Origin of the sequence: Vibrio sp. 10N.261.54.E10 (assembly GCF_002877735.2) — a bacterium.
Classification (GTDB): domain Bacteria; phylum Pseudomonadota; class Gammaproteobacteria; order Enterobacterales; family Vibrionaceae; genus Vibrio; species Vibrio crassostreae_C.
In genome coordinates this window covers 2,064,943-2,078,312 of record NZ_MCXE02000001.1, presented here as the reverse complement: position 1 = coordinate 2,078,312, position 13,370 = coordinate 2,064,943, and the positions used below count along the sequence as shown (strand labels likewise).

General features: G+C 44.1%; 10 protein-coding genes. 7 read left to right on the top strand and 3 right to left on the bottom strand.

The annotated features are described in order from the left end of the window. Positions 1–22: 22 nt before the first annotated feature. The 5 genes from znuA (at position 23) to BCU07_RS09005 (ending at position 7,953) form a co-directional block, all read left to right on the top strand. On the top strand, positions 23–913 hold the full coding sequence (gene znuA, locus BCU07_RS09025) for a zinc ABC transporter substrate-binding protein ZnuA (RefSeq protein ID WP_017067380.1): 891 nt from the start codon (positions 23–25) through the stop codon (positions 911–913). A gap of 269 nt (positions 914–1,182) precedes the next feature. After that, entirely contained in the window at positions 1,183–4,545 is a 3,363-nt protein-coding gene (locus BCU07_RS09020) for a helix-turn-helix domain-containing protein (protein WP_241910061.1), read from the top strand. A gap of 685 nt (positions 4,546–5,230) precedes the next feature. Further along, a complete protein-coding gene (locus BCU07_RS09015) occupies positions 5,231–5,452 on the top strand; it encodes a FeoA family protein (RefSeq protein ID WP_004734203.1) in 222 nt (73 codons plus the stop codon). Further along, positions 5,453–7,726, top strand: a complete 2,274-nt coding sequence (feoB, locus tag BCU07_RS09010) for a Fe(2+) transporter permease subunit FeoB (protein WP_102428815.1) — start codon at positions 5,453–5,455, stop codon at positions 7,724–7,726. Next, positions 7,723–7,953 (top strand): FeoC-like transcriptional regulator, encoded by a 231-nt coding sequence (locus BCU07_RS09005; protein ID WP_017061938.1) that lies wholly within the window; start codon positions 7,723–7,725, stop codon positions 7,951–7,953. Before feoB ends, BCU07_RS09005 begins: the two co-directional genes overlap by 4 nt. 132 nt (positions 7,954–8,085) lie before the next feature. Here BCU07_RS09005 and BCU07_RS09000 read toward each other — a convergent pair whose 3' ends face one another. Next, positions 8,086–8,514 carry an HIT domain-containing protein gene (locus BCU07_RS09000; protein WP_102332537.1) on the bottom strand — a complete coding sequence of 143 codons (429 nt, stop codon included), beginning with the start codon at positions 8,512–8,514 and terminating at the stop codon, positions 8,086–8,088. Between the two features lie 405 nt (positions 8,515–8,919). Then, positions 8,920–10,653, bottom strand: a complete 1,734-nt coding sequence (gene argS / locus BCU07_RS08995; protein WP_017070297.1) for an arginine--tRNA ligase — start codon at positions 10,651–10,653, stop codon at positions 8,920–8,922. A 347-nt stretch (positions 10,654–11,000) separates the two neighbouring features. Here argS and BCU07_RS08990 point away from each other — a divergent pair, with 347 nt between their 5' ends. Continuing rightward, positions 11,001–11,597 (top strand): VOC family protein, encoded by a 597-nt coding sequence (locus BCU07_RS08990; protein WP_017070298.1) that lies wholly within the window; start codon positions 11,001–11,003, stop codon positions 11,595–11,597. 315 nt (positions 11,598–11,912) lie between these two features. Here the strand turns inward: BCU07_RS08990 and purU are convergent, their stop codons facing one another. After that, complete coding sequence (gene purU, locus BCU07_RS08985) at positions 11,913–12,746, bottom strand: formyltetrahydrofolate deformylase (RefSeq protein ID WP_029235131.1); 834 nt, start codon at positions 12,744–12,746, stop codon at positions 11,913–11,915. 301 nt (positions 12,747–13,047) lie between these two features. On the opposite strand from purU, the gene BCU07_RS08980 reads away from it, so the two are divergent. Continuing rightward, entirely contained in the window at positions 13,048–13,248 is a 201-nt protein-coding gene (locus BCU07_RS08980) for a hypothetical protein (protein ID WP_017062381.1), read from the top strand. The last annotated feature ends 122 nt before the right edge of the window (positions 13,249–13,370 follow it).

The window sequence follows — 13,370 nt, the reverse complement described above, 5'->3', positions numbered from 1 at the left end:
ACTTTTCTATTATCGAGGGATTATGTCACGTTCATCTTTTATACTTGCTACTTTGCTTTTAGCGCCAAGTGTCGCAAGTGCCAATACTATTCTAACAAGCTTTAAACCAATTCAAATGATTGTGACAGAATTAACGCAAGGCGTTAGTGAGCCGGATGTGTTGATGAACAGCAATGCTTCGCCGCATGATTATGCGCTTAAGCCATCGGATGTCAAAAAAGTTCATAGTGCCGATATGGTCATCTGGTTCGGCCCTGACCTAGAAGCCTTTCTGACTAAGGTGATTGGTTCAAAAGAAAATGTTATCAAGATCAGTGATATTCCCGGAATCAACTTGCGAGAGTTCGGACACGAAGAGCATGACCACGATGCACATGAAGGGCACCACCACGGTAGCCATGACCCGCATTTTTGGTTAGGTATCGAGCAAGTTGAAGTAGCTGCAAAATACATCTCAGCTAAGTTGATTGAATCTGATCCAGACAACGCAATGGCGTACCAAGAGAATCTCGATTCATTCCTGATTGCATTGAAAGAGAAGCAACAGTCTATTCGAGAGCAACTTGCACCCGTGAAAGACAAAGGTTACTACGTTTTTCATGACGCGTATGGTTACTTTGAGCAAGAGTTTGAGCTAAATAACTTAGGTCACTTTACGGTGAGCCCAGAGCGTAAGCCGGGTGCAAAAAGCCTGATCGCTATTAAGAAAACGATAGTACGTGAAAACGTTCAATGTGTGTTTTCTGAGCCTCAATTCACTCCTGCTGTGATTGAATCAGTGACGCGCGGAAGTAACGCAAAACAAGGTCAGCTTGACCCTATCGGTTCAACAGTTGAAGTGAAGAGTGGAAGCTATTTCGATTTTCTTCAGCAACTTACAGATAGCTATACAAGTTGCTTAGACGAGAAGTAAGTCATAAACGAGTATTCTTTACTCTACTTTGCTCTCGTTAATTTATGAATCATGCCGCTTTTTGCGGCATTTTCGTGACCGCTAAGATAAAACCTCCTAACAAATAACAAACCTCCTTTCTCCTTTTCTAATTTCCGCTAAAATGGAAAGATAATAATAAGCACAAAAAAACTCAGTTTTTGGTTTAGCAACGATAAGACGTTGTGGTACCCAAAATTTCATGTGTTGTTGCTGTTCAGGATTAAGAGTTGTATCGAATTATCTTCAAAATGTTCATGTTAATGAGCATTTCATTTAGCGTTCTAGCGGTAAATACCTCGCCCTCCGTTTTCTATCCTTTGCCCGCTCAAGCGCAAGGGAATTTCCTTGCGGCTAAAAACTTGTATTTAGGTGCCGGAGGTGGGCTCTGGGTTCATGATGTGCATGGAAAAGTACTCTTTTACGATGGTCGAACTCTATTCCCTCGCAAGGGAAGCTTACTGCAATTTTCTTCGGAAAGAGTCGCCTTTCTGAACGATGAGTTTTGGACATTTTTCGACAATGAGGTCTATCGACATAACCCTGGAATTGGCAACGAATTGGCGTTTAGCCTAAGTCCCGGCGCTGAAATAGCGAATATCGGTGCATCAGGCGATTATATTTGGGTTACTGACGGCAGTAATTTCTATACCTACAACACTCAATCTTTAGAATTCAACACCTACTCTCTACTTAAACTGTACCGATACAATAACAGCAGTGACATTGCGATTAACGACGCTGAGTGGGTACTATCAAAGTGGGTGCTAGCGACCAGTTCTGGCGTTTACCTTTCAGAGAATCAAGAGTTTACCCATGTCACCGCATCAGACAAAAACCATATTGAGACGGTTTATTTTTCGAATGCTCGACGTGAGTTAGTGATCGGTACTTTAAATGGTGCTGTGATTGTTGATCTCGCGAACCCAGACAAAGAGACCATCGTTAAAGGGTCGCATGTTCTCTCGTTGGCCGAAACTTCGGACCAGTATTGGATTGGTACAGAGCACGGCCTTATTAGCTACAACTTTATTACGGGACAAATTACTCGATTCGAACAAGCCGCTAGTCAAGACTTCTCGTTACCGGGTGAGAAAATATATTCGTTGATAAACGATCATGCTGGTGGTATGTGGGTTGCGACAAACAACGGTATCCGATACTTCTCACTGTTCAGCAAAACCTTCTCGAGAACACCCCTAACTGGAATGGGCATGCATTCGAGTAGTGTGGTGATCAATAAAGTACTGCCTGTCAGTGACCAGTTATCTTGGGTCGCGTCTTCAATGGGGCTCTACTTGGTTGATTCTGAAAGTGAAGAGAACCCAATTCGTGTTTACTCTAACCCTGTTAATGATTTTGAGATCTTTGGCTCTTCCATTTGGTTGGCGACCGAGCAAGGTATCATCAGTCTAAATACGGAAACACTACAACCCGAAGCCCTTGATTTACCAAGGCCAATTGAGGGAGTGCGTGTTGAAAACCTTGCGCTTCAAGCCGATAACGTTCTTTGGATGACCTCTGGGCAAAACCTCTATTCGTTATCTATCGAAACCATGAAACTGACGAGTTATGGCACTGACTGGTTAGTCGACAAGTTCTTGCCTGCGAAGATCACCGCTCTCAATGTAGGCTTGCTAGGTCGCATCTATATAGGAACGGATCATGGCTTCTACTCGTTCATTGATAAACGAATTAGCTTTAGTCGTTCCAGCGAACGGTTTGGCAAAGTCGTCGATATTGAAAAAGCGAAGGATGGAGCGCAGTGGTTTGCGAGCAGTTATGGCGTGTATCGAATCCCGGATGACAGCTCTATTATTCAAGAAATCACTCTTGTTGAAGACAATATTAGCCCCAACTGCCTGATAAGCGATGACAATGGTGTTTGGTTAGGCTCTTCGAAAGGCATCAGTTATTACGGATTGGATGGGCAACTGCATAAACACATAGGTTCGCCATTTGGTTTGATCACCAATGAACTGGCGGCAGGAGCGTGTGCTCTTTTTTACAGTCAAGATAGCCAACCTTCGAGGCTTGTTTTCGGCTCAAAGTATGGTGTAGTCAGCGCGTTATCTAACGAGTTACTGGTATCAACTACACCTCATAGCCGTGCCTTGTTGAGTAAGATAAGTGTCGACCAACAAACGGTATCACTTGGCGGGAAAACGGCAGAGCTGGATGAGATTCCTTATGGTTCATCGATGGGGTTTAAGCTAGGTATCTTACCAGCAACGTTCGCACCTGCGATGGAATACCGACTGAGCGACGATGAACCTTGGAGTGAGTTTGAAGGGGGCTTGTTAACGCTCGATCATCTTCTTCCAGGGGATTACACACTTGAAGTGAAGCCGGTTAAAGACTCCCATTATCGCTTTGTGTCAACCAATCAAAGCTTCTCGATTGCGGAGCCTTGGTATCTGACCAATTGGGCTGCAGCAAGCTCTCTGATATTACTGATTGGCGTTGTGACTATCTTAGTCTTTTGGCGTTCGCGTTATGTCACTTTTGCCAACCGGCACTTAAAAGCGCAAGTTGCACTGAAGACAGACCAATTGAGGCACCAAAGCCGGATATTACTCGCCACTAATCAACAGCTTAAAAAGCAGCTATCCGTGAAGAATGCGCTTGTGTCTCACACTGCCAATGAACTCTCTTCTGAAGTGAATCATATTGCTGCGATGCTCCCGAATTGGAATGACGAGCTCGGGAAGTCGCCGATTCTAACCTTGAAAAATGGCTTAGCTCAATTGAGTAATACGCCTCAAGGAGAAGGGCAAGTTTGTTACGATATAATTTTAATCTTAGAGGTGGTACTCAAAGCTTGGCAGGATGACTTAACCAAAGCCGGTATTGAACTGGATATTAAAGTCGAAACAAAACAACGATATGTCTCGTTGCTGTATTTTAATCTCGATATTATCTTCAATAGCTTGGTCGGGAGCATCATCAAGAGAAACTTTAAGTCGCAGAGTATGGTGGTTCTGGTTGAAGAGGTTAAGGAGCATCTTGTTGTAACCATTCGAGATCATGGCATGCCTTTCCCTAAACTGGCATCAAGCATGGGTGACAATACCGGAAAGTCGACCGACCTTAACATCGAAAAGCTGCCGCTATTGATGAATCAGAGCGGTGGCGAGCTTAATGCCTTTGTTTCGGAGTCTCAAAATAAGGTTCAGCTTTCGTGGCCAATTGAGTATCAAGTACTCGACAATCTCGAAGCCAGCACAATTGAACAGATTGAAACCATTAAGCTTGCCGCCTCAACACCAGAGCAACAAAAACTGACAGCGGAACAAGAGTGGAAGAACAGAGTGTCGCAGCTTGTGAGTGAAAACTACGCTGATGCCGAGTTCAGTACTGCAACTGCCGCTAAGTATTTGTTTATGTCTGAGAGAAGCTTACAGAGACGCTTTAAATCGGCTTACAACAAGACCTTCAAAGAGCACTTGAATGAAGTACGTCTAGAGCATGCGTGTGAGCGCTTACTCGCTGGAGAGAAGATCTCTGATGTGGCGTTTGATTCGGGGTTCAATGACCCTTCCTATTTCAGTCAAAGGTTTAAGCACCACTTTGGCATGTCACCATCTAAGTTTGCTGAAAACAACGAAGAGTAGCACGCAGCGGATACTCAGCTAGAACATAAATAAAGATACTTTAGCCTCGACATTCGTGTTGGGGCTTTCTTATGCTTCTACGAGATACGAGATACGAGATACGAGATACGAGATACGAGATACGAGATACGAGATACGAGATACGAGATACGAGATACGAGATACGAGATACGAGATACGAGATACGAGATACGAGATACGAGATAAATGGGGAGTTTAAAAAGGTTGTTGGGATAAAACAAAGGGAAGAAAAAAAATATCGTGGCATAGCCGGGGGGACTATACCACGGGTGCCAACGACACCTTCGCTTGCTGCCGGAGTGATATAGCAAAGCCATATCACCTCTGGAATAAAATTAAAGAGAAGTAGTTTCTCTTCGATGGAGTAACTATACGTCCAGCTACTTATTTTACTTATAAAATTAACGACAGATACCTATGAGAAAACCGACATTGTCTCAAGTGATTGATAATTAATGATTTGTTTTTGTTTGGGAGGGTTTGTACTAGTGAGGTAGTTCTCGCTAGTTGTTGAAAGTAACGTTTTTGACGTAAACGTTTTTAACGAAACTTACGAGTATGTATTTTCGAAAACATTGATTTCACACAATAGAATTGTGGGCATGTATGTGTATCATAGCGTTAATAACAATCTTTCTCATTATCAGTCACGAATTGGGTACTTATGAAACTCTCACAACTAGAGCAAGGAAAGGCGGCTTCTATTGTTGCACTAACAGGTTTAACACCAGACGTAAGGAAGAAACTTATGGTCATGGGTATGTTGCCAAAAACCGAGGTGACGCTTATCCGCCGTGCACCTATGGGTGATCCGCTTCAAGTTGAAGTGAGAGGTGTTTCTATCGCCATTCGTGAAAGCATTGCAGAACAAATCGAGGTTATCTAAATGGATTATCAAGTTCTTACCGTTGGTAACCCGAATAGTGGTAAAACAACACTGTTCAACGCACTGACTGGTGCTAAGCAGCACGTTGGTAACTGGGTTGGTGTCACTGTTGAAAAGAAGACGGGTTTATACTCGCACGCTGGTGATCAGTTTCAACTAACGGATTTACCGGGTATCTACGCACTAGACAGTGGTAATGATGCGAACAGCATCGATGAGTCTATCGCGTCTCGCGCTGTTTTAACTCACCCAGCAGATGTGATCATCAATGTTGTCGACGCTAGCTGTCTAGAACGAAGCTTATATATGACATTACAGCTGCGTGAGTTGGGTCGCCCAATGATCGTTGTGTTGAACAAAATGGATGTATTAAAGCGCGAACGTCAGGTGATTAACCTTAAAGCACTAGAGAAAGAGCTAGGTTGCCCAGTTCTAAGCTTGTCTGCAAACGATAAAGGTCAAGTGGTTCGCTTTAAAGAGCGTCTGCATAAACTGCTTGTGCAAGGTGTGAGCCTTGACCCTATCTCTATTGATTACGATGCCGCGTTAGAAGCTCTTATCCCTTCTGTTGAGTCACTATTTGATGATGCTGACGTATCTCACCGAGCGCTAGCGATTCGTGCTTTAGAAAATGATTACTTGGTATTGAATGGTTTAGCCCCACAAACTCGCACTCAAATTGATAGCGTGCGTCTTGGTGCCGATTTCGATATTGACCTTGCTGTTGCTGACGCTAAATACACTTTCTTACATGACCTTTGTAAACGTGTTCGTCGCAGCGAAGGCAAACTAAGCCGTAACTTTACAGAGAAAGCAGACCAATTCATTTTGAACAAATGGGTCGGTATTCCTTTCTTCTTCGTTATCATGTACCTAATGTTCATGTTCTCTATCAATATCGGTAGTGCGTTTATCGACTTCTTCGATATTGGTGTTGGAGCAATATTAGTTGATGGTGGACACCACTTATTAGATGGCCATTTACCAGTTTGGTTAGTCACTGTACTTGCTGATGGTATTGGCGGCGGTATCCAAACGGTTGCGACCTTTATTCCTGTTATCGCAGCGCTTTACCTATTCTTAGCGGTACTAGAAAGCTCAGGCTACATGGCTCGTGCTGCATTTGTACTTGATAAAGTGATGCAGAAGATTGGTTTACCGGGTAAAGCATTTGTCCCACTTGTACTGGGCTTTGGTTGTAACGTGCCTTCAATCATGGCAACTCGTACTCTTGACCAAGAGCGCGAACGTAAACTAGCAGCATCAATGGCGCCGTTTATGTCATGTGGTGCTCGTTTACCGGTATACGCACTGTTCGCGGCGGCGTTCTTCCCAGGTGCAGGACAAAACGTAGTATTCGCTCTGTACATCATGGGTATCGTTGCTTCTGTATTTACGGGTTTGTTCCTGAAAAACACGATCTACCCAGGTAGCAGTGATAGCTTAGTGATGGAAATGCCAGATTACGAATTGCCGACAGTGCAAAACGTAATGTTGAAAACTTGGCAGAAGCTGAAGCGTTTCGTACTTGGTGCAGGTAAAACAATCGTGATGGTTGTGGCTATTCTTAGCTTCCTAAACTCTCTAGGTATGGACGGCAGCTTTGGTAACGAAGATAGCGAAAACTCAGTACTGTCTAGAGCAGCTCAAGTTGTAACACCTGTATTCCAACCAATTGGTATTACTGAAGAGAACTGGCCTGCAACGGTTGGTATCATCACAGGTATTTTCGCTAAAGAAGCCGTTGTTGGTACATTAAATAGCCTATATACAACGCCTTCTGATGAAGAAGCAGCTGAGTTTGACTTAGCAGCAAGCCTGCAAGAAGCGGTAATGACGATCCCTGAAAACCTAGCCGGATTGAGCTACTCAGATCCATTAGGTATTGAAGTTGGCGACTTGTCTGACTCTAATTCTGTAGCAGCTGACCAAGAAGTCGATACCTCTATCTTTGGTAACTTGAAAGACAAGTTTGTATCTGGTCATGCGGCATTCGCTTACTTGATTCTTATCCTGCTTTACACGCCTTGTGTGGCCGCGATGGGTGCTTATGTTCGTGAATTTGGTCAGACGTTTGCACGCTTCATCGCGGTTTGGACGATGGCTCTTGGTTACTTTGGTGCGACTTTCTACTACCAAGCGGCAAACTTTGCTGCGCATCCTGTGACAAGTGCAGTATGGATGGTGGCGATTGCTGGTGGTTTTGTGGTGACGTATCGCGTCTTCAAGAAAGTGGGCAGTAAGCAGAAAGCACTAGAGGTGCAAGTAGTATGATTTTAACTGAACTTCATCAATACATTGATAGCCACGGCGTTGCGGCTCGTAAAGAGCTCGCTGCAAAGTTTGGCATGAGTGAAGATGGCGTCGATGCGATGCTGAGTGTTTGGGTCAAGAAAGGGAAAGTTTCTCGCTTGGTCGATACGAATAAGCATGGTCATACAACGCGTATTCGCTACACCATCAGCAAACAAGATGGTTTGTCGCTTAACGTGATGATGTAGTTCGGTCTTCAGACTCTCGTTGAAAAAGGCGAGATTAGAAAATGACAAAGCCGCTTATCTAAGATGAGCGGCTTTTTGTTATGTGTCTTTTCTGAAGTGTTTTGCTTTAAAGCTCAATGAGATGAACTCGAATTATGCTTTCTTGAAGATAGAGCTCAGTGACAGAACGTTTTGGATACGAGTCAGGATAGCGGCTTGATCTTCTTCACTGCGCTGTTCGCCTTTTGTATTACCCCATACTGGGCCGGGCCAAGCAATGTCGTCTTTGAAGCGTGCAATATGGTGGATGTGCAGTTGTGGCACCATATTACCCAGCGCACCAAGGTTCAATTTGTCTGGTTGGAACGTTGCTTCTAATGCTTGGCTTACCGCCTGAGATTCATGTAGGAACTGCTGTTGCTCTTTCATTGGTAAGTGGTGCAACTCTTTTAGGTTGGCACGTTTTGGTACCAAGATAACCCAAGGCACTGCGTTATCTTTGTGTAGCAGGGTTAAGCTCAGTGGAAATTCGCCGATAAGTGTGGTGTCTTTCGCAAGTTGCGGGTGAAGTTCGAAGCTCATGATCTTTCCAATTAATTGTTTTACATGAGTATAAGGTCGGAGTTTGAATGTGGCTAGGGCTTACGTTCTCAATAAGCGGATTCCCTATCACGTTCGTCCCTCACTGTAGGGAATGATGGTGAGAAGAGGGATAACGATTTGGTGTGGTTTGATGGCGCATCATTGATGTTGTCTTGGATTCACTACACCTATTCTCGTCATCTCCTAGAGCGACGAATGAGCGTAATAGGAGATCTCTTGCTGTGTAGGTTAGCTAATCGCTTAAATAATCGAGTAAACAAACCTCCAGACAAAAAAAAGGTTGACGCTTTCACGTCAACCTTTCTAATTTTCTCGAATCTCGAATCTCGAATCTCGAATCTCGAATCTCGAATCTCGAATCTCGAATCTCGAATCTCGAATCGCTTACATGCGCTCTAGAGTGTCGATACCTAGAAGCGATAGACCTTGCTTGATCGTCTTCGCTGTTAGTGCAGCAAGCTTCAGACGGCTCTGCTTAACAGCTTTGTCTTCAGCAACTAGGATAGGGCAAGCTTCGTAGAAGCTAGAGAATTGACCAGCTAGTTCGAATAGGTAGCTACACATGATGTGTGGTTGACCTTCACGAGCAACAGACTGTACTGCTTCTTCAAACTGTAGAAGTTTCGCGATAAGCGCTTTCTCTTTCTCTTCAGTGATTTTGATTTCACCTTCAAGCGAGTCCATAGAAATGCCAGCTTTAGCAAATACAGAAGCAACACGAGTGTATGCGTACTGCATGTATGGTGCTGTGTTGCCTTCGAATGCAAGCATGTTGTCCCAATCGAACACGTAGTCAGTAGTGCGGTGCTTAGAAAGGTCTGCGTACTTAACCGCTGCCATAGCAACAGTGTTCGCGATCGCTTTCTTCTCGTCTTCTGCTAGTTCTGGGTTCTTAGATTCGATTAGCTGCGCTGCACGAACTTCGGCTTCATCAAGAAGATCAGCAAGACGAACAGTACCGCCTGCACGAGTCTTGAATGGTTTACCGTCTTTACCTAGCATCATGCCGAATGCGTGGTGCTCAAGAGAAACAGATTCTGGGATGTAACCTGCTTTACGAACGATAGTCCAAGCTTGCATTAGGTGCTGGTGTTGACGTGAGTCGATGAAGTAAAGAACGCGGTCTGCGCCTAGTTCTTCAAAACGGTATTTTGCACAAGCAATGTCGGTTGTTGTGTAAAGGAAGCCGCCGTCGCGTTTCTGGATGATAACGCCCATTGGGTCACCATCTTTGTTTTTGTATTCGTCTAGGAATACAACTTGTGCGCCGTCATCTTCTTTAGCAAGACCTTGCTCTTTCAGGTCCGCAACAATAGTTGGAAGCATGTGGTTGTACATGCTTTCGCCCATTACGTCATCACGTGTTAGAGACACGTTTAGACGATCGTAGTTGCGTTGGTTTTGAATCATTGTTACGTCAACAAGCTTCTTCCACATCTCTGCGCAGAACTCGTCGCCGCTTTGCAGTTTAACAACGTAGCCACGTGCTTTAACTGCGAACTCTTCGTCTTCATCGTAGAGCTTTTTAGATTCACGGTAGAAGCCTTCAAGGTCAGCAAGTTCCATTGAAACTTCACCAGACTCAGCCTGAACGCGCTCAAGGTTTGCGATAAGCATACCGAATTGAGTACCCCAGTCACCGATGTGGTTAGCGCGGATAACGTTGTGGCCTAGAAATTCTAGAGTACGAACTACTGCATCACCGATGATAGTTGAACGTAGGTGACCAACGTGCATTTCTTTAGCAACGTTTGGCGCAGAGTAATCCGCAACAATAGTTTGCGTTTCAGCAACGGCAACACCAAGGCGAGAGTCAGCCAATGCTGCGTCTGCTTGTTTGGCTAGGAAAGCTTCATCTAGGAAGATGTTTAGGAAACCCGGACCTGCGATTTCAACTTTAGACGCGATACCGTCTAGGTTTAGAACGTCCAATACTTTTTGAGCAAATTCTCGTGGGTTAGTGCCTAGTCGTTTAGCAACGCCCATAACGCCGTTTGCTTGGTAGTCACCAAACTGTGGTTTTGCAGATTGACGAACAGCAGCAGGAGAGCCTGCAGGTGCGCCAGCGGCTTCTAGAGCCTGAGATACTTTGTCATTAATAAGTGCTTGGATATTCACACGCGTTTCCTTCAATTCAAGGATGATAAGAGTGGCCGTTAATTCTTGGTCATTAAATTGGTTAATTATGCTTCTAGTTAACGATTTAATGCCAAAATCAGCAGCAGACTCTGTTTAAGTTCACAGAAATGGCGGTAATCATACCAATTTTGTGCGGTTTCTTATAGGTCGAATTGATAGAAAATTAACATTTCCTGAGTGGTTTTTGACAATCGACTTTTAGCAAGACGCGTTTGCATGTTTAAGGAGCGAAAAGAACATAGTTATTGAGTGTTTTTTGTAAAAGCAACGCTTGTTGCAAAAGGCAAAACTGATAACATGCAGCCATTATTTGGAGAACACAGACAATGATGATGAGCCTGAAGCAAGCTGAACTAGAACCACAACAAATGATCGCCCGCCTTGATACTTTTATGGCAAAAATCGAGAGCCTAGGAAATACATTAGGTTTGGATTTAAGCTTTGCTCAAGCGGATCATATTGCGCTGCGAATCAATGACACTGAGCTAGCGAAATCTGCCCATCAAGCGTGGTCTGAGTACGGCTCTATGATTTCTGAGGCGATGATTAATGGTCGTCCAATTGTGGTGTTGGCTTTCGATGAACCCTTGCAAAGCCTTGGCTGGAAAATTGAATGTTTGGAGCTGCCATATCCAGCAGAAGGTAAGATTTACCCAAGCCAAGATTGGGAACATGTAGAGTTTGTGATTCCTTCTCATGCCCAAACAGCTGATGAGTATCTAGCGGATCTTAAAGAAACTTACCCGCAGTTCGCTGCTAACTTTGAAACGCTGGGTGAGCAAGGCGTTAAGATCAAACTCTCTAGCCCGAAAGGCGAGGGTGAACGCTTGAATAACCCAACAGTGGCTTTTAAACATCAAGGGATTTGCATCAAGCTGCATCCACACTCTTTGAAGAAGATTGTGGAATCAGAACAGGCTTAATTTGAATAGAGAGTTGCTAGGAAAGAGATTCCTGATCTCGCCTTGGCTCGTCGGAATGACGGGGTGTTCGATGAAATTTTCCAGAGTCTATCTTTGGATAGTGACAGACTGAGCGTTCGAGAGCGTATGTTAGAGCCTATAGCTCGAAGGTTCATCACCGAGTTCGTCATTCCCGATAGCGACGAAGGAGCGTAGTCGGGAATCTCTCAAAGCGAGTCTGATCATCAGATACAAAAAACGCGCGATGGGCTTTCCCTATTGCGCGTTTTTTATTGGGTTCTAACTGGAAGTCTTACCGGAAATCGAATATCCGATTTACAGAATTACAGTCTTGTTGCCGTAAACAAACACATGATCATTGATCACCTTGTTTAACGCCTTACTTAATACATTCTTCTCTACGTCACGACCGGCTTGTGCCATGTCTTTCGCGCTGAAGTTGTGATCCACAGGGATAACATCTTGCTTGATGATTGGACCTTCATCCAAATCATTCGTCACAAAGTGTGCCGTTGCGCCAATGATCTTCACGCCGCGCTCATACGCTTGTTGGTATGGCTTCGCGCCAATAAATGCTGGCAAGAAGCTGTGGTGGATATTGATGATCTTGTGGTGGTATTTTTCAACAAAACCTGGTGTCAGCACTCGCATGTACTTAGCCAAAACAAGGTAATCCGCCTCGTACTGGTCAATCACTTCTAGCATCTTCTTCTCATGTTCTTCACGGTTTAGCCCTTCGTGAGAAACATGGTGGTAAGGGATGTCAAAACGCTCGGTTAGGCTTTGTAGAATGTCGTAGTTACCGACAACGGCCGCAATTTCAACGTCTAAGCTGCCATCGAAGTTCTTCATTAGAATGTCGCCAAGGCAGTGTGCTTCCTTGGTCACGAGTATCACAACACGCTTGCGAGACGAATCAACAAGCTTACGTTTCGTATTTGGTGGCAGGGCTTGATCTAAATCGGCAAGTAAGGTTTCGTCATTGAAATAGCCTTCAAGCTCGGTGCGCATAAAGAAGTGGCCACTTGTGTTATCTACGAACTCATTGTTGTGAATAATATTGAGTTGGTGCTTATAACAAATATTGGTGATCTTAGAGATGAGGCCGGGGGCATCAGTACAATGTGTTAGTAAAGTTTTTCTTTCCATTTGCATCTTACTTCCATGAAATGTTGCACTTATTATATGAAATCGGGATTCTTCAAATTTAATGCAGGCCGTCGAACGGTGAACTGAGCCGCAATATCACCGTTATAATTAATCTATTATCAAGTTGGTTTCAACAAATTCTGCTGCTCATTTATCGCTTTGATAAATTGTTTGATATAGAAATATCAGTTTTTAGATAGAAAAACAGGCAGAAGCTTCATTTTTAAAAGTTTTGACCGTAGTACGCATTTGAACTTCAACCGAGGCATTTACGCCTTGGCCAAAAATAGAGGTGATACTTATGGATAAAGAGTTACTAGCCAAAAAACTGTACTGCAAGCGAGTGAATTCATTGGCGAGAGGTACCGAATTAGATGGTCATGTTCTAGATGAAATGTGGGAAAGTAAGACCTCACCAACCGATGCAGCGAAAGCCATACAGCCTGGTGATAACCATTTTGAAGGTGCTCCTTGGCTATCACGTTATCTCAGTCGAAAATAAAAACGATTCTCTAATTCCTACTTCTTCAATTCTTACCTTCAAGGTAACTTAAGCCACGTCAAGCCAAACCAAACACCTCCGGTGCGAAGTCATTCTTGATTCGCGCCGGCTCACTAAACCTG

What these genes read in the sequence shown, in the direction of transcription:
- znuA (WP_017067380.1), top strand. Translation starts at nt 23, where the DNA reads ATGTCACGTTCATCTTTTATACTTGCTACTTTGCTTTTAGCGCCAAGT.
- BCU07_RS09020 (WP_241910061.1), top strand. Translation starts at nt 1,183, where the DNA reads ATGTTCATGTTAATGAGCATTTCATTTAGCGTTCTAGCGGTAAATACC.
- BCU07_RS09015 (WP_004734203.1), top strand. Translation starts at nt 5,231, where the DNA reads ATGAAACTCTCACAACTAGAGCAAGGAAAGGCGGCTTCTATTGTTGCA.
- feoB (WP_102428815.1), top strand. Translation starts at nt 5,453, where the DNA reads ATGGATTATCAAGTTCTTACCGTTGGTAACCCGAATAGTGGTAAAACA.
- BCU07_RS09005 (WP_017061938.1), top strand. Translation starts at nt 7,723, where the DNA reads ATGATTTTAACTGAACTTCATCAATACATTGATAGCCACGGCGTTGCG.
- BCU07_RS09000 (WP_102332537.1), bottom strand. Translation starts at nt 8,514, where the DNA reads ATGAGCTTCGAACTTCACCCGCAACTTGCGAAAGACACCACACTTATC.
- BCU07_RS08990 (WP_017070298.1), top strand. Translation starts at nt 11,001, where the DNA reads ATGATGATGAGCCTGAAGCAAGCTGAACTAGAACCACAACAAATGATC.
- purU (WP_029235131.1), bottom strand. Translation starts at nt 12,746, where the DNA reads ATGGAAAGAAAAACTTTACTAACACATTGTACTGATGCCCCCGGCCTC.
- BCU07_RS08980 (WP_017062381.1), top strand. Translation starts at nt 13,048, where the DNA reads ATGGATAAAGAGTTACTAGCCAAAAAACTGTACTGCAAGCGAGTGAAT.